Genomic DNA, 16,700 nt, shown 5'->3' with positions numbered 1-16,700 from the left:
CGGCCGGCCAGCGCCGCCCAGGCCGGCAGGCCCACGGCCCCGGCCGCGAAATAGGCCAGCAGCACGGCCGGCTGCCATGACGTGGCCATCAGCCGGTCACTGGCGAAGAAGGGCAGCAGCGTGGCAGGGATGGCACTGGCCGTGCCATTGATCAGGAAGACGGCCAGCAGGTGGCGGAAGTCCGCCTGCCGCCACGGTGAGGGCGGCGCTCGGCCTGCGGCGGGACGGGCCGCCACGCAGGCCGGGGGCGCCAAGGGCGGCGCTGAGGCGGTCAGCGTCCACAGGCCCCACAGGCCCAGGGCCAAGGCACCGGCCAGGGCGAAGCTGGTGCCGCCCGTGCCCAGCAACCAGGGCAGGCCGCTGGCCACCAGCACCCCCAGCAGCGTGGCGCCCTCGCGCCAGGCGGTGACGCGCGTGCGCCAGGCCACGCTGCCGCCCCAGCGCGTGCCCCAGCCCTGGTGCAGCAGGCTCAGGGCGCTGAAGGCCAGGGTGCAGACGCCCAGGCTGGCCACCAGCCAGGCCCAGGCGCGCGGCCACTCGCCCGCGGGCGGCTGCCACAGCGCCGCAAAGGACATGGCCAGCACCAGGGCCATCAGCGCGGCGGCCCGCCAGGCGCTGGGCGCCCCTTGCCGCAGCCGGTGATCGGCCCGCCGGCCCAGCCAGGGATCGATCAGCGCATCCAGGGCCCGCAGGCCCAGCAGCGTGCTGCCCAGCACTGTCAGCGGCACGCCGGCCTGCGTGGCGTAGTGGTGCGGCAGGCTCACGTACAGCGGCAGCGACACAAAGGCCAACGGCAGCGCCAGCGCGCCATAGGCCAGGCCCTGTCGCCAGGGAAGCAGCGCATCGTGCGGCCCGCTGGGCGTCAGCTCGTGCGGAGGGCGGACCGCAGCCATGCTCATCTCAGCCAGGCAGGCCCAGCAGCGACTGGCGCAGCGCCGGCGCCGAACTCTGCGGCGCCAGCCAGATGCCGAAGAAGAGACGCGCATACAGCGGGTCCGACAGCTCCGCGGTCTGCCGGCCGTTGTAGTAGAAGCGAACGCCGCCCTGGCCGTCATGCCAGCCCAGCAGGCGGTCGCCGGGCTTCACATCCGGGAAGGCCTGCTTCATGAGGATCAGCCACTGCTGTGCCTGCACCTCGCTGAAGGCGCCCACGCGGCGCATCTCGGCGATGGAGCGATCGGCGATGGCCGCGCCCTCCAGCCGCCGGTCGTAGCTGAGCACGAGGCCCAGGCGCTGGCTGGCGTAGTCCTCCGCGGAGAAGGCGGGCGTGGTCCACAGCCGGGCCTCGTACACGCGCAAGCCGAAGAAGCGCAACACGCCGCTGCCGCGCAGCTGGGCGCCGGGCAGCAGGGGCTGCAGCTCCTCTGGCATGGCGGGCGTGGCAGGTCCGGCGGCAGCTGGCTGGGGAGCGGAAGAGGCAGGAGTGACCATAAGCATCCAGGGCAAGGAACAGAGGGCCGCGCACAGCGCACGGCGGTGCAGGCGGCGGTGGGTCATGGGGCGGGCTTCCTGAGGGTGAACTGCATCACGTCGGTGCTGCCGGTGTCGAAGGCGGCTTCACAGTAAGCCAGGTAGAAGGTCCAGATCTTCTCAAAGCGCGCATCGAAGCCCAGGGCGCGCACCTGCGGCAGCGCCTGCAGGAAATCGGCATGCCAACGGCGCAGGGTCTCCGCATAGTCGCGCCCGAAGGCCAGGCGGTTCTCCACCACGAAGCCGGCGCGGCGCGCCTCCGCCTCGAAGGCCGAGGGGCTGGGCAGCAGGCCGCCGGGGAAGATGTACTGCTGGATGAAGTCGGTCGAGCGCAGGTAGCGCGGGAAGAGATCGTCGCGCAGGGTGATGCTCTGGATGCAGGCATGACCGCCGGGCTTGAGGCAGTCCCACAGCGCCTTGAAGTAGCCGCGCCAGTACTCATGGCCCACGGCCTCGAACATCTCGATGGAGACGATGGCATCGAAGGGCTGCTCGCGATGCCGGGCCGGCAGGTCGCGGTAGTCCTGGTAGCGCAGGTCCACCTGCGCATCGAGGCCGGCGGCCTCGATGCGCTGGAGGCCCCATTGCAGCTGCTCGCGGGACAGGGTCACGCCCATCACTTGGGCGCCGAACTCGCGCGCCGCCAGCTCGGCCAGACCGCCCCAGCCGCAGCCGATCTCCAGCACGCGCTTTCCAGGCGCCACGCCGGCCTCGCGCAGGGCGCGGCGCAGCTTGGCCTCCTGGGCATCGATCAGGGTCACCTCGCGCGGATTGCGGCCCTCGAACCAGGCGGCGCTGTAGCTCATGCCCTGATCCAGCCAGAGGCGGTAGAAGTCATTGCCCAGGTCGTAGTGGGCATGGATGTTCTTCTCGCTGCCGGTGCGGGAGTTGCGCTGGCGCAGATGCTTGAGGCGGTAGAGCAGGCGGCCCCACCAGCGGCCGTAGACCAGCTGCTCGATATGCCCGCGGTTGACGATGCACAGGCGCAGCAGGGCGGCGAGGTCGGGCGTGTCCCATTGGCCTTCGATATAGCTCTCGGCCAGGCCGATGTCGCCGGACTTGACCGTGCGCTCGAAGACCCGCCAGTCCTGCACCACCAGCTGCGCCCGCAGCGGCGCATCGCCTGCCGGCGCGGGCCGGCCGAGCAGCAGCGCTTCGCCGTCAGGCAGCTGCAGGCTCAGCTGGCCCTGCGGCAGGCGCTGGAGCAGGCGCAGCACGCGCCGGGCCGAGGCGGGAATGGCCGCGCGAACAGGCGGGGCCGAGGCATTCAGGAGGGTTTCTTGGCTCATGGTCATCGACTCACCAGTTCAGACGGGGCGGATGGCTTGGAGAAGAAGGGCACGCGCTTGCACAGGAGGCGCAGGGCCTGCCAGTGGATGCGCAACACCACGCCGAAGGTCATCAGCGGCAAGCCCCAGAAGGCACGGCGGACCGCCTGGGGCGTCAGGGGCTGCAGCAGGCCGGCCTGGCTGGTCTGCAGCAGCAGGCCGTGCGCATCGTGCAGGTCCACCGCGGCGCGCAGCCAGGCGGGACGGCCCGCCGCATCCAGGCGGCGGTCGAAGCGAAAGCTGTAGTCCCCTTCGACACGACAGAAGGGCGAGACATGGAAGACCTTGCGCGCCGACTGACTCCGGCTGAAGTCCAGCTGCGGACCGGCCAGCAGGTAGATGTGACGCTCACCAAAGGTGTTGTTGACCTCTGCCACAACGGCTGCCAGACGGCCATCCTCTCGATGGGCATACCAGAAGCTCACGGGCTTGAAGGCATAGCCCAGCACCCGAGGGAAGGTCTGCAGCCAGACCTCGCCGGTGGCCTCATGGATGCCTTCGGCCAGCAACAGGCGGTCGAACCAGGCCAGGGCGTCGCTGCCGCCGTCGCCATGGTCGCGGTCATGGAAGCTCAGCAGGCCACGGCGGTTGCGCCGCAGGGCCTCGCAGGGCTGCGCACGCAGCTGGCGCAGCGGCAGGTGCAGAAAGTAGCTGGGGTAGTGGAAGGCATGCCGTGCCGGCCGCTGACGTCGGTGCCACACGGTCCCCAGGCCCAGCTGGGCGCAAGCCGGGCTCATGCCACCCCCCGCTCAACCGCGGCGTCGCGCCGGGCCAGGCTCGCCACCACGGCATCGGCCGCTTCGAGGCCCGAGCGCAGGCCGTCCTCATGGAAACCGTAGCCGCTCCAGGCCCCGCAGAACCAGGTGTGGCGCTGGCCCTGCAGCTGGGGCAACAGGCCCTGGGCCTGCATCGCAGCCCGGTCGAACACCGGGTGGGCATAGCGGATGCGGCGGTGGACCAGACGCTCGTCGATGGGCCGCACCGGGTTCAGCGAGACCAGCACCGGCTGCGACCACGGCAGCGGCTGCAGCCGGTTGATGAGGTAGTGCAGGCAGACCTGGGCACCCTCGCGGCCGGCCTCGGCCGCACGCTCGTAGTTCCATGCGGCCCAGGCCAGGCGGCGGCGCGGCAGTACGGACGCATCGATGTGCAGCACGGCTTCATTGGGCTGGTAGCGGATGGCGCCGAGCAGGGCGCGCTCCTCGGGCGAGGCATCGTCGCCCAGCAGGGCCAGTGCCTGGTCGGTATGACAGGCCAGCACCACGGCGTCAAAGGACTCGGCCCCCTGCACCGTCAGCACCCGCGCCCCGTGGGCCTGGCGTTGCACGCCCAGCACCGGCGTGTTCAGGCGTGCGTCGGCCAGGCGCTGCAGGAGCTGGCGCACATACTGGCGCGAGCCGCCGCGCACGGTGTGCCACTGCGGGCGGTCCTGGATCTGGATGAGCCCATGGTTGTGACAGAAGCGGATCAGGGTGCGGATGGGAAAGCGCAGCATCTGGTCCGTGGGGCAGCTCCAGATGCAGCCCACCATGGGCAGCAGGTAGTGGTCCTGGAAGGCGCGGTCGAAGCGGTGCTCGGCCAGGAAGTCCCCGATGGCACCGTCCAGCCGGGCTTCGTCCCCGTGCAGGGCCAGCTCGGTGCAGAGGCGGTTGAAGCGCAGGATTTCGGCCAGGAGGCGCCAGAAGCCCGGCCGCAGCAGGTTGCGGCGCTGCGCGAAGACGCTGTTGAGCGAACTGCCGCTCCATTCCAGCCCTTCTCGCCCCTCGGCCTTGGGCACCTGCACGGAGAAGGACATGTCCGAGGGCGCCGTCTCCACCCCCAGGGTGCGGAACAGCTCGGTCAGCAACGGGTAGGTGCGGTGGTTGAAGACCAGGAATCCGGTGTCCACGCCGTGGCTGATGCCGTCCAGGCGGAGGTCCACCGTGTGGGCATGGCCGCCGAAGTGGCCGTCGGCCTCGAACAGGGTCACGCGATGGGGCTCACCCGGCGCACTCAAGCGCCAGGCGGCCGCCAGACCCGCCACCCCGGAACCAATGACTGCGATGCGTCGCATGGGCCTGCTCCCTGTTGCAGGGCCACCGGCTGGACCCGGTCGGCCAATGAATGAACTCATGAGTTCACAATATAACTCGTCAGTCTCCATTTTGCACTATCGGGTATTTTTCACAGCCCAAACGGTCTAGAATGCAGGCATGGGAGCCCGACCTTCGATCCGTGAGCAGGTGCAGCGCATGCGCCAGGAAGCCATCGTCACAGCCGTGAACCGCCTGCTGGCGACCAAAGGCTATGACGCCATGACCGTTGACGAGGTGGCCGCCGAGGCAGGCATGGCCAAAGCCAGCCTCTACAAGCTCTTCGCCTCGAAGGAGGAGCTGGCGGGGGCTGCCATGGTGGCCGTGCTGGATCGGGCCCTGGCCTTTGTGAACGGGCTTCGGGAGCAGGCCACGAACTCGGCCGCGCCCATCAGCGCCCGGGCCCAGCTGGAGGCCGTCACCCGCTGGGCCATGCAGACGCAGCTGGAGGGCGAGATGCCCTCCCTGCCCGCCCAGAACTCCAGCCTCAGTGCCTCCCTGCAGTCCAACGACGACTATATGGACCGCCTGCTGTCGCTCAGCAACCGGCTGAGCATCTGGATCGCCGAGGCCCAGACCGGCGGGCAGATCCAGGCCCAGTTCCCGCCTGAGATGGTGCTCTACACCCTCTTCGCCCGCGCCTGCGACCCGGTCGTGGGACTGCTCAAGGACTCCGGCCAGTACACCCACGCCCAGATCATCGACTGGGTCATGGCCAGCACCTTCCAGGGCCTGGGCACGCCTGCACGGTGAGTCTGGCCGACCTGCGGGCCGCCCTGACCGCCGAGCTGGCCGCCACGCCCGAGTACTACGACTTCAAGGTCCTTCGCAGCGAGCGCGAGGGCGCGCTGTGGCGCGTGACGCTGGAGCCGGGCTATGTCTTTGCCGAGGGCCAGCCGCCCGGCCAGACCGCCGCCTTGGGTCTGCTGGACGAGAGCCTGGAGGGCGCCTCCGCCTGGTGGGGCGCGCCCGCCAAGGGCCATGCCAGTGTGCTGGCTCTTCGGGTGGAGGAGGACCAACTGGTGCTACAGAACGCCAGCTGCGCGCCACCAGGGCCGGACCAGTTGATCCGCCTGTATCCGCCGCGCTTCCTCAAGGCCCTGGTCGAGGCTGCCTGGGACACCCCCTGGGCCGAGGCCGCGCTCGCGCTGCGCCCCCTGCTCTCGCGCCCGGCGCCGGCGCCGGCAGGCCCGGCCCTCAACGGCACCCCGTTTCGCTGGCTGCGCCAGGCGCAGCGTCACGCCCTGCAGGCCCTGCCCGGCCAGCGCTGCGCCTATCTGTGGGGCCCGCCCGGCACCGGCAAGACCACCACCCTGGGCGTGTTGCTGGCCGAGTACCTCGACAGCCGTCCCGGCGCCCGCATCCTTTTGGTCTCCAGCACCAACCAGGCGGTAGACCAGGCATTGGTCGCCGTCGACAAGGCCTTGCTGAAGGGCCGGCGCGAAGCCCTGCGCCCCAGCCTGCAACGCCTGGGCACGCGCTTCGACCCCAGCGCCTACGAGGGCCGCGAGCACCTGCTGCCGGGCACCGACCCGGCCCTGCTGGCCACGCTGAGCCGCTTGGAGTCGTCCCGCCCGCACGGCGGGGACGCCCTGGCACTGAAAACCTGGAGCGACCGTCTTGCCGCGCTGCGCGAGCAGCTGCACGCCGACACCCGCCGCGCCCTGCGCCAGGCCCGGCTGGCGGCCATGACAGCCAGCCGCGCGACGGCCAGCTTGGCCCTGCTGCGCTCGCTGGACGGCGGCGGCAGGGGCGAGACGCCCTTCGACCTGCTGGTCTTCGACGAGGCCAGCCAGCTGAGCCTGGCCCAGACCCTGCTGCTGATGCCCCTGGGCGCGGCGGCCCTGTTCGCGGGCGATCCGCAGCAACTGGCGCCAGTGCTGCGCAGCCGCGAGCCTGCCGCAAAGCGCTGGCTGGGGCGTTCCGCCTTCGCCGAGATGCCGCGCCAGGGCCCGGCCGTCGTGCTGCTGGACGAGCAGTCCCGCATGGCCCCCCCCATCTGCACGCTGGTCAGCGAGGTGTTCTACGAGGGGGCGCTGAGGGTCGCCGCGGACGCGCTGCAATCGCCCGAGTGGCTGGCGCGCCGGCAACGACCGCTGGCGGACCTGGCGGCCGCGGACCATGTCCGGCTGCTGCCTGTGAAGGGCCCCGGGCGCTGGTCAGCCCAGGACCGCGGGCCGCAGCGGCCTGCCTCCGCCGAGGCTGTGGCGGACGCAGTCGCCCAGGCCCTGGAAAGCGGCCACTGGCTGCCGCGCGATCTGGTGGTCCTGACACCCTTCCGCGCCCAACGCACCCTGCTGCGCCGCTGCCTGCAGGCCCGGGGCATCGCGGAGGAAGCCGGCGTGCGGGTCAGCACCGTGCACCGGGCACAGGGCAGCGAGGCGCCGGTCGTCTTCTTCGACCCGGTGGACGCCAACCTTCCCTTTCTGCAGACGGAGGACGCCCGCCGCCTGCTCAACGTGGCCCTCAGCCGCGCACAGGCCAAGGTGCTGCTGTACCTCTCCGACGCGGATGCCGCCAGCCCGCTGCTGGCACCGCTCGTGCAGCGACTGCGACTGGCCGGCGACAGCCGCACCATCATCCCGCTGCAGGCCCTGGCCGCGGCGCCGGACTTCCCGCGCAATGCCCTGGGCCAGCGGGTCAGCGCCGGCCGTGTCACCGGAGAGGTCCAGCGACTCAGCCCGGACGGCCGCCAGCTGTGGCTGGTCAATGAGCGCAGCGGCGCCGCCCTGCCCCTGGACGCCGACTTCTGGCGAGCCAGGGCCCGATCCGCCCTCTGACGCGACAGTGCCAGGCAGGGCGCAGGCTGTTTCAGCGTGAAACAAAAAAAGGCCGGCACCGCACGAAGCGGCACCGGCCCTGGGCCTCAGCGGCAGGCCGCTCAGGCGTTCAGCGCGTCCTTCAGGGCCTTGCCCGGCGTGAACTTGGCCGACTTGGAGGCGGCGATTTCCAGCGTGGCGCCGGTGGCGGGGTTCTTGCCAGTGCGGGCAGCGCGCTCGCTCACCTTGAAGGTGCCGAAGCCCACCAGGGCGATGGCGTCACCGGCCACCAGGGCCTCGCTGATGCTGGCCAGCGTGGCTTCCAGGGCCGTACCGGCGGCGGCGCGGCTGATGCCGGCCTTGGTGGCGATGCTATCGATCAGTTCACTCTTGTTCATGCAAATGCTTCCGTTGGCGCCCGAGGGGGGCAAAGGGGCCGGATTATCACGGAAAGGCGGGAGGCCCTGTCGGGGCGGGCTCCCGACGGCCACGGCTGGCGCAGCGCCGACACGGCGCCCTGCCCATGCCGGGCTCATGCCTGGCGGCGCACCAGGGCCCAGGTGTTGGGGGCCTGCCCCGTGCCCTGCAGTCCGCGTTCCCGGGGCGTCAGACCGGACAGTGCGAGCCGGATGTCCCGGGCCACCAGACCGTTGGTGTAGTAGCTGTGCTGGGTCAGGCCCGTGACCAGGGCCGCGCAGTCCACCTGGTAGACCTTCTGATGCAGCAGCAGCGGCCGCGCCGCCCCGCCCTGCCCCAGGCGGTCCGGATTGCCCTTGGTGAAGTCCGACATCTTCAGCGCCATGTCATTGCGGTTGTGATAGATCGCCACCGACTGCGAGACTTGGTGCACCCGCGCCAGCGGGGCTGAGCCTTCCAGGGCGTCGTCATCGACGTCGGGCGCGCAGAGGAAGACCGTGTCGAAGAGTCGAGGCAGCTGCTTACCCGGGCTGAACTCATGAACGCGAGCCAGCGCGTTCTGCAGCACGTAGTTGCCCATCGAGTGCGCGAGCAGGTGCAGCTTCTGGCCGCAGAGCTCGGTGGCCTCCAGCTGGGCGATGGCACGCTCGACCTCGGCGTTGGGCAGGCCTGCCATGGCCGCACGCAGCGCACGGACGCGCACGCTGCTCTGGCGCACCTCGCGCCCCAGCGCATGCAGCTGGTCGCGCAGCTTCAGCAAGGCGCGCCCCAGCGCCCCAGACGTTCCGTGGGCGTCGGCGCGGTCGCTCTTGTAGCTGGCCCAGGGCAGGGCCGCGCCGTCGCTGGGCCAGGTGAAGAGCAGCACCCGCACCGACTTGACCGGCAGGCCTTCGTCCAGCGCGGGCTCCGCACGGTTGACCATGGCCTCGAACGCCGCCGCCGTGGCCACCGCCTCCTCCCAGCTGACGTTGAATCCATGCACCAGCACCATCAAGTCGCGGCCCTGCTGCATATCCTGCTGCAGCTCGGCGAACAGGGCGGCGGAGCCCAGCTTCACCGCCTGACCCTGCGCCTGCTCGTTGAGCTGCGGATCGGGGATGCTTTCCCGGTAGCACTCGATGCGCTGGCTGCTCGCCACGCACTTGCTGAGGTAGTCCTGCAGCGCCTCGCCGTCGCCAGCACCGGTGTGATCGCGGCGCTGGTCCAGCAGCGCGCGCACCTGCTCATCATCGGCGTCGAACAGCACGCGGCCGAAGCGCAGGTTCTCCATGCCGTCGCGGGAGAAGCGGCTGCCGTAGCGCAGCGGCGCGAATCGTTCCGGGCCTTCATGGCCCCGGTTGGTGGCAAAGTAAACGCAGAGCTGCATGGCTGGCCCCCTGGGCGGTGAGAAGGGGGGCAAGCCTAATCGAAATTCCCGACACCGCCCGACACCGTCAGCGCCCGGCCCTCAGCCGCCGCGGCCCAGGGTATAGAACTCGTCGTTGGGCCGCATGCTGCTGACGTTGGCCATGCGGTTGGACAGTCCGAAGAAGGCGGCGATGGCCGCGATGTCCCAGGCCTCCTCAGGGCCAAAGCCGTGGGCCTGCAGCGCCTCGAAGTCCTCGTCGCCTACGGCATGCGAGGCGGTGGACACCTTCATCGCGAAGTCCAGCATGGCCTTCTGGCGCGGCGTGATGTCGGCCTTGCGGTAGTTGATGGCGACCTGGTCCGCGAGCAGCGGATTCTTGGCCCGGATGCGCAGGATGGCTCCGTGAGCGACGACGCAGTACTGGCACTGGTTGGCGTTGCTGGTCGCGACCACGATCATCTCGCGCTCGGCTTTGCTTAGCGCGCCGGGCTTGTCCATCAAGGCGTCGTGATAGGCGAAGAAGGCGCGGAACTCGTCGGGCCGGTGGGCCAGCACGAGAAAGACATTGGGCACGAAGCCCGACTTCTCCTGCACGGCGAGGATGCGCGCACGGAGATCCTCGGGCAGATCCCGTAGCTCCGGCACGGGGAAGCGGCTGATCTTGAAGGGGGCGGCGGAGGGCATGGCTTTGCTCGACAAGTAGTGAGCGTCAAGCGTAACGCAGCCGCCCCGCGGGCTCAGTCCTGAGTGGCCAGGGTCAGCAGCACGTCAAGCAGCACATTTGCCCCGCACAGCAGGTCGGCTGGATCCGTGTACTCGCGGGGGTTGTGGCTGATGCCCTTGGCGCTGGGCACGAAGATCATCGCGGCGGGGCAGATCCTGGCCATCATCTGCGCGTCGTGCCCTGCGCCGGAGCTCATGCGTCGCGTGCGGTGGCCGCGCGCCCCGGCGCAGTCCTCGACCAGCCGGACCAGGCCTTCGTCAAATCGCACCGGCTCAAAGCGCACCAGGCGGCGCGCCTCCACCGTCACGGACTCCGCCGCGCTCAGCTGCTGCACGAAGGCGGCCAGTTCCTGCTCGGCACGCTGCAGCGTCGCCTCGTCGGTGTTGCGCAGGTCGACGGCCACGGTGGCGCGCCCGGCGATGACGTTGATCAGGTTGGGATGCAGTTGCACGACGCCCACCGTGGCCACCTGGCTGCCGCCGTAGCGCCGCGCCAGTTCGCGCACGAACACCGCCACTGCCGCCGCGCAGTAGCCGGCGTCACGGCGAAGGGACATGGGCGTGGTGCCGGCATGGTTGGGCTCGCCGGTGAATTGAAACTCCTGCCAGGAGATGCCCTGCAGCTCCTGCACGGCAGCGATGGCGATGCCCTCGGCCTCCATCACCGGACCCTGCTCGATGTGCAGCTCCACGAAGGCATGAGGCAGGAGGCTGCCGCAGGGCAGGTCACCGGCATAGCCGATGCGGGCGAGCTCGTCCCCAAGGCGCAGGCCGTCGATGCCGATGGTGTCCAGGGCCTGTTGCAGCGGCAGGCCGCCAGCATGGACCAGGGAACCCATCATGTCCGGCTGGAAGCGCACGCCCTCCTCGTTGGTGAAGGCCGCCACCACCAGGGGCCGTGCCAGCTCGACTTCGTGCTCATTGAGCCAGCGCACCACCTCCAGCCCCGCCATCACGCCGTAGATGCCGTCATAGCGGCCGCCGGCGGCGACGGTGTCAATGTGCGAGCCCGTCATCACCGGCGCCGCCTGGGTGCGCCCGGCCCGGATGCCGAAGATATTGCCTATGCCATCCACCCGAACCTCCAGGCCAAGCTCGCGCATCCAGCACACGAGCTGATCGCGCCCCTGGCGGTCGGCATCGGTGAGGGCGAGGCGGCACACACCGCCGCCCTCGGTGGCCCCCAGGGCCGCGTGCGCCTGCAGCAGCGCCGTCAGCCGGTCCTGCGACAGGCCCGCGCGCCGCAGCCAGTCCCGCTGCGAGGCACGCACCGCCTCCGCGGAGCGGCCCACGATGCCGGCATAGACGCCCGGCGCGGTGGCGCCTTCCGTGTTGATGAGAAGCACACGCGAACCCGCATCGAGCCCCACGGCGCGGCGAGGGGCCTCGTGGACCGCCAGCCGCTGCAGCGCTGCCAGGCCGGCCACGCCGGACTCACCGGCCACCAGGGGCACATCACCCTGCACGCCCTGCGCCAGCAGGCGCATGGCGGCCTCGGCCTGCGCGTCGCTGACTGTCATGAAGAGGTCCACGGCCGGCTGCAGGAAGCGCCAGGCCAGGGGCGAGGTCTCGCCGCAGGCCAGGCCCGCCATCACCGAGTCGATGCTGCCCGAGGCCCGCACCGGCCGCCCGGCCCTCGCGCTCTGCAGCAGGCAGTCCGCCTGCTCAGGCTCCACCACGATGAAGACGGGGCGCGCCGCGCCGAAGCGGTCCCAGAAGCCACTGACGATGCCCGCCGCAAGGCCGCCCACGCCGCCCTGCAGGATCACATGCGTCCAGGGGCAGGCGTCCTCGCAGCCCAGGCCGTCCAACAGCTCCCAGGCGATCAAGCCATATCCCTGCATGACATCGCGCGGCACCTCCTCGTAGCCTTCATAGGAAGTGTCGGACACCACCTCCCAGCCCTGCTCGCGGGCCAGGCGGGCGGCCTCCTTGACCGAGTCGTCGTAGTTGCCGCTGATGCGCACGATCTCAGCGCCATAGGCTGCAATGGCCTGCTCGCGCTCGGCGCTGACACCGGCATGCAGCACGATCACGCAGCGGCAGCCCAGGCTCTGCGCCGCGGCGGCCAGGGCGCGGCCATGGTTGCCATCTGTGGCACTGATCACGGTGAAGCCCGACAGCGCCTGGGCATGGCGGCCGGCGAGCAGGTCCGTGCCGGACCAGGCCATGGGGGTGAAGCGACGCTGCACCAGCTTGATCAGCGCATTGGGCGCGCCCAGGGCCTTGAAGCTGCCCAGGACAGAGCGCCGGCTTTCGTCCTTGACCGACAGCTGGGCGATGCCCAGCGCCTGCGCCAGGCCCGGAAGGGACCAGGCAGGCGTCGGCTGCGCGGACAGGCCAGGCCAGCCCGCCAGGCGCCATCCGGCGGCCTGTCCCCCGGTCAGGCTCAGTTGGGACTGGAGATCGGCGTCATAGGCGCGCCGCGCGGCATGCGGGTTGGCGAAGAACATGGGGCTCTGGAGGGGTTGGGAAGGTGGATCGGGCGCTGCGAGGCGCTCAGGCCGTCGCCGGCACGCCGGAGGCCCAGTGCAGCGTCGGCGCGAATTCATGCGTGTACATGCGGATCACGAAGTCGTCCTCGGTTCTGTCCAGGGGAGGCTCACTGAAGTGAGCTGCAGGAATTGTTGAGGCATCATGCCGAGCGGATTCATCGCCCTTTCTCATGCGATGGATTGTTTGTCTCACCTGCCGACGCCATTCGCCTCCGATGTCTCAAGCGCCACTGCCAAAGGCCCAGCCTGCCGTGCTGGACGCCCTGGACGCCGCCCTGCTGGACCTGCTGCAGCGCGACGCCTCGCTGCCCGTGCGCGCCCTGGCGGACCGGCTGGGCACCTCGCCCGCCACCTGTCAGCGGCGCATGGCCCAGTTGCGCGACTCCGGCGTGCTGCAGCGCCAGGTGGCCATCGTGGACCGGCGCCTGGTGGGGCGACCGCTGACGGTCTTCGTGTCCGTGGAACTGGACAGGCAGAATGCCGCACTGCTGACGCAGTTCGAGCAGCGCATGGCCGCCGAGGACGCGGTGATGGCCTGCTACGAGGTCTCGGGCGAGTTCGACTTCCTGCTGATCATCAGCGCGGAGTCCATGGAGCAGTTCCACGCCTTCACCCGCGAAGCCTTCTCCTCCAACCACAACGTCCGCAATTTCAAGAGCATGTTCGCGATGAACTGCTCCAAGTTCGAGACCCGCGTGCCACTGCGGGCAACCGGCGCTCGCTGAGCCCGGCCGGCCCGCCCCGGCATCACGGCGACGGAGCAGCGGACAGTCAGCGCCTGAACTCTCCTCCCACTGAATCAGCCAATATGAAATCGCTTTCATATTGATATGCATGGATATATTTAACCATCTACTCGGGTCAACACTCGCTATCAAAGAAAGCGCTTTCAATCCAGAATCACGCCTGCAGTACAGAGCACAGACGAGCGCCCGCAGGCGCCAGAGGGATCCCCCTCAAACCGACTGGAGACAAGCATGACTCACACCTTTCTCGGGCTGATAGGCCGGCTGCTCTGCGCCGTCTTGGCCCTCTCGCTGGGGCTGTTGCCCCATGCCTCTCGCGCGGCCGAGTTCACGGCCGGCGCGGAGCTCTCGGGCAGCACGGCCACGCTGTGGTTCAAGCCCGCCCTCAGCAGCAGCTGGGTCGACGCCCATTACAGCCTGGCCGGCGGGGCGCAGATGAATGTACGCATGAGCTACAACAGCAGCGCGGCGCGCTTCGAGACCTCCTTTCCGGCCAGCGCGGGCCAGACGCTCACCCACAGCTTCACCTATTTCACCGGCGGCGCCGCCTATGACACGGCCGTGGGCAGCACGCTGCTGCAAGGAGGGGGCGGCGGCGCACCGGCCGCACCGGGCTTCTCCGTGCCCTCGGGCAGCTACACCGCGCCGCTGAGCATCAACCTCAGCTCCAGCAGCAGCGGTGCCAGCATCCGCTACACCCTGGACGGGAGCACGCCCACGGCGGCCTCGGCCACCTACACCACCACGCTGACGCTCAACGCCAGTGCCACGGTCAAGGCCATCGCCTTGCTCAACGGCCAGAGTTCCGCAGTCAGCAGCGCCAGCTACACCCTCACCACGGGCGGCGGCTCGGGCTACACCCAAGGCGTGGACTACACCGGTGGTGTGGCCACCTTCTGGTTCGCCCGCGAGCTCGCCGCCACCGCCTGGGTCGATGTGCACTTCGACGCCGGCAGCGGCCAGCAGAACGTGCGCAGCAGCTACAACAGCAGCACCCAGCGCTTCGAGCACAAGACCGCCTTGCCTGCGGGCGCGACCGTGAAGTACAGCTTCACCTGGTTCGCCAACGGCAGCGGCGCGGCAGACAGCCCGCTCTTCGTGCTCACCCTTGGTGGTGGCGGGGGCGGGGGCGGCACCGCGGCCGCCCCGACGTTCTCCGTGCCCGCCGGTACCTACACGAGCGCACAGCAGATCAGCCTCGCCAGCAGCACGCCGGGCGCCGTGATCCGCTACACCATCGACGGCAGCACGCCCAGCGCCGCCTCGCCGGCCTACGCCGCTCCCATCCCCGTGGGCCGCAGCCTCACGATCAAGGCCTATGCCAGCGCCAGCGGCCTGGCGGACTCGTCCGTGTCCAGTGCCGGCTACACCATCAACATCGTCGGCGGGGCCTTCTCGCAGGGCGTGTCGGAGCTGGGCACCACGGCCACCGTGTGGTTCAAGCCCACGGCGGCGCAGAGCTTCGTGATCCTGCACTACCAGGTCGGCACCGGCTCGCAGATCAATCCGCAGATGGCCTACAACCCCACACTGGGCCGCTATGAGACAGTGCTGAGCGGCCTCCAGCCCGGCCAGCGCATCGGCTATGCCTTCACCTATGCCCCTGTGTCCGGCACGCAGACGGACTCCCCTGCGTACAGCTACGTCATGGGCACGGGCAATGACATCCCCAGGCCCGCATTCAGCCCGGCGGGTGGCAGCTACGCCAGCCCGGTCAGCGTGAGCCTGTCCACCCAGGCCGCGGGCGGCGTGATCCGCTACACCACCGATGGCTCGGCGCCGAATGCGCTGTCGCCCCAGTACACCGGACCGATCACGGTCAACACCGCCATGACGCTCAATGCCATCAGCGTGCTGGGCGACGGCAGCCAGTCAGGCATCGCCAGCAGCACCTACGTGGTGGGCACGCCTGGCGGCCAGGTCGCTGCGCCGGTGTTCTCCCATGCGGCAGGCAGCTATGACTCGCCCATCCAGCTGACCCTGGCCTCGGGCACGGTGGGGGCGACGATTCGCTTCACCACTGACGGCAGCACCCCCGGCGCCGGCTCGCCGGCCTATGGCGGTCCCATCCCCCTGGCAGGCCCGACCACCGTACGCGCCATCGCCTTCAAGCCCGGCATGACGGCCTCCGCACTCAGCCAGGCCAGCTATGCCATCGGCGGCGGCGGCGGCCAGGTCTGGAACGGCCAGACCACCTTCCGCCTGGTGAACGCCACGCGCGGCCGGTTCAGCGACGCGCAGGTCTACTGGGCCATCATCGGGAAGGACTGGGCCACGGACCAGTTCGTGCATGTCAACGCCCAAGGGCAGCTGGTGCCCATGAGCCTGGGCGACAACGGCGCCTTGATGAAGAACGGTCTGCCCTACAGCAACTACTTCTTCACCCTGGAACAGCTGAAGTCGGTGACCATCCCGCCAATCAACTCGGCGCGCATCCTGTTCAGCGTCGGCAGCCCCATGTACATCTGGGTCAACACCGACGCCAACGGCAAGATCGCCTATGCCGGCGCCAATATCGAGAACCCGACCGATCCCAATATCGACGTCACCTTTGACTTTGGCGAGTTCGCCATCCTGCCGCCAGGCAGCAATCCGCAGGGCATCTTCGTCAACACGACGCGGGTGGACCAGTTCGGCTTCCCGGTGCAGCTGTCGGTGACGGGGCTGGACGGCTTCACACAGACGGTGGGGGAGTCGCTCACCGAGACCCGCGACGAGCTCTTCGCCAAGTTCATCAACGACATGCCGGCGCCCTTCCATGGCCTGGCCCAGGCGCCGCATGCGCCCTTTCGCATCATGGCGCCGGCCCATGCCAGCTTCCAACCCGGCCAGGCGAATGAGCACTATCTGGACGACTACATCGGCGCCGTCTGGGCTCAGTACAGCCAGCAGGACCTGGTGCTGGACCTGCGCAATGGCTGGGGCAGCTTCCGCGGCCGTGTCAGCGGCAACGTGATGCGCTTCACCGATGCCAACGGCGGCGTCTATCTCATCAACGGCAAGCCGAGCACGGCCATGGTGATGCTGGGCAACGGCCTGCTGGACGACACCAGCGGCGGCACCACGAATGCCGGCAAGCAGCTGCAGCTGCAGGCCCAGCTATGCGCCGCACTGAATCGCCGTGTCGCCCACCTGCCCTTCGAAAGCTGGTGGGATCCGGCCGCGCACTTCCCCGCGGGCCAGCCGGCCAACCACTTCGCCCGCTTCTGGCATGAGCACAGCCTGAACGCACTGGCCTACGGCTTTGCCTATGACGACGTGGGCTCGCGCAGCCCGTCCATCCACACCCGGTCGCCCCAGACGGTGACCTTCACGATCGGATGGTGAGCGCCCGGCCATCGC

General features: G+C 69.8%; 13 protein-coding genes and 2 pseudogenes. 4 read left to right on the top strand and 11 right to left on the bottom strand.

The annotated features are described in order from the left end of the window. The 5 genes from H5407_RS20135 to H5407_RS20115 all read right to left on the bottom strand — a co-directional run. Positions 1 to 893 (bottom strand): MFS transporter (locus tag H5407_RS20135; protein WP_183106284.1); only part of this gene is annotated, 893 nt, incomplete at its 3' end. A 7-nt stretch (positions 894 to 900) separates the two neighbouring features. Further along, a complete protein-coding gene (locus tag H5407_RS20130; RefSeq protein WP_404935647.1) occupies positions 901 to 1,497 on the bottom strand; it encodes a chalcone isomerase family protein in 597 nt (198 codons plus the stop codon). Continuing rightward, positions 1,494 to 2,765, bottom strand: coding sequence for a cyclopropane-fatty-acyl-phospholipid synthase family protein (locus tag H5407_RS20125; protein WP_183106283.1), 1,272 nt, complete (start codon positions 2,763 to 2,765; stop codon positions 1,494 to 1,496). Before H5407_RS20125 ends, H5407_RS20130 begins: the two co-directional genes overlap by 4 nt. Next, complete coding sequence (locus H5407_RS20120) at positions 2,762 to 3,535, bottom strand: DUF1365 domain-containing protein (protein WP_183106282.1); 774 nt, start codon at positions 3,533 to 3,535, stop codon at positions 2,762 to 2,764. Before H5407_RS20120 ends, H5407_RS20125 begins: the two co-directional genes overlap by 4 nt. Next, positions 3,532 to 4,851, bottom strand: a complete 1,320-nt coding sequence (locus tag H5407_RS20115; RefSeq protein ID WP_183106281.1) for an NAD(P)/FAD-dependent oxidoreductase — start codon at positions 4,849 to 4,851, stop codon at positions 3,532 to 3,534. Before H5407_RS20115 ends, H5407_RS20120 begins: the two co-directional genes overlap by 4 nt. 139 nt (positions 4,852 to 4,990) lie before the next feature. Between H5407_RS20115 and H5407_RS20110 the strand changes: the two genes are divergently transcribed. Continuing rightward, on the top strand, positions 4,991 to 5,623 hold the full coding sequence (locus H5407_RS20110) for a TetR/AcrR family transcriptional regulator (protein ID WP_183106280.1): 633 nt from the start codon (positions 4,991 to 4,993) through the stop codon (positions 5,621 to 5,623). Continuing rightward, positions 5,620 to 7,650 (top strand): AAA domain-containing protein, encoded by a 2,031-nt coding sequence (locus H5407_RS20105; protein WP_183106279.1) that lies wholly within the window; start codon positions 5,620 to 5,622, stop codon positions 7,648 to 7,650. Before H5407_RS20110 ends, H5407_RS20105 begins: the two co-directional genes overlap by 4 nt. Before the next feature lie 101 nt (positions 7,651 to 7,751). Here H5407_RS20105 and H5407_RS20100 read toward each other — a convergent pair whose 3' ends face one another. The 6 genes and pseudogenes from H5407_RS20100 to H5407_RS20080 form a co-directional block, all read right to left on the bottom strand. Next, positions 7,752 to 8,027 carry an HU family DNA-binding protein gene (locus tag H5407_RS20100; protein WP_183106278.1) on the bottom strand — a complete coding sequence of 92 codons (276 nt, stop codon included), beginning with the start codon at positions 8,025 to 8,027 and terminating at the stop codon, positions 7,752 to 7,754. Positions 8,028 to 8,161: 134 nt separating this feature from the next. Beyond that, entirely contained in the window at positions 8,162 to 9,412 is a 1,251-nt protein-coding gene (locus H5407_RS20095) for an alpha/beta hydrolase (protein ID WP_183106277.1), read from the bottom strand. 81 nt (positions 9,413 to 9,493) lie between these two features. Further along, positions 9,494 to 10,078 carry a peroxidase-related enzyme gene (locus tag H5407_RS20090; RefSeq protein ID WP_183106276.1) on the bottom strand — a complete coding sequence of 195 codons (585 nt, stop codon included), beginning with the start codon at positions 10,076 to 10,078 and terminating at the stop codon, positions 9,494 to 9,496. A gap of 53 nt (positions 10,079 to 10,131) precedes the next feature. Further along, positions 10,132 to 11,334 (bottom strand): annotated as a pseudogene (locus tag H5407_RS24755) (M20 family metallo-hydrolase); the annotation flags it as partial. 39 nt (positions 11,335 to 11,373) lie between these two features. Continuing rightward, a pseudogene (locus H5407_RS24750) lies at positions 11,374 to 12,570 on the bottom strand (diaminopropionate ammonia-lyase); the annotation flags it as partial. A 46-nt stretch (positions 12,571 to 12,616) separates the two neighbouring features. After that, a complete protein-coding gene (locus H5407_RS20080; RefSeq protein ID WP_183106274.1) occupies positions 12,617 to 12,784 on the bottom strand; it encodes a hypothetical protein in 168 nt (55 codons plus the stop codon). 43 nt (positions 12,785 to 12,827) lie between these two features. Between H5407_RS20080 and H5407_RS20075 the strand changes: the two genes are divergently transcribed. Then, positions 12,828 to 13,337 (top strand): Lrp/AsnC family transcriptional regulator, encoded by a 510-nt coding sequence (locus tag H5407_RS20075; protein WP_183106273.1) that lies wholly within the window; start codon positions 12,828 to 12,830, stop codon positions 13,335 to 13,337. 252 nt (positions 13,338 to 13,589) lie between these two features. Further along, positions 13,590 to 16,685, top strand: a complete 3,096-nt coding sequence (locus H5407_RS20070; protein ID WP_183106272.1) for a beta-1,3-glucanase family protein — start codon at positions 13,590 to 13,592, stop codon at positions 16,683 to 16,685. The last annotated feature ends 15 nt before the right edge of the window (positions 16,686 to 16,700 follow it).

This window comes from Mitsuaria sp. WAJ17, from assembly GCF_014174515.1.
Lineage (GTDB): Bacteria > Pseudomonadota > Gammaproteobacteria > Burkholderiales > Burkholderiaceae_C > Roseateles_B.
This window is presented reverse-complemented; position numbering and strand designations above follow the sequence as displayed.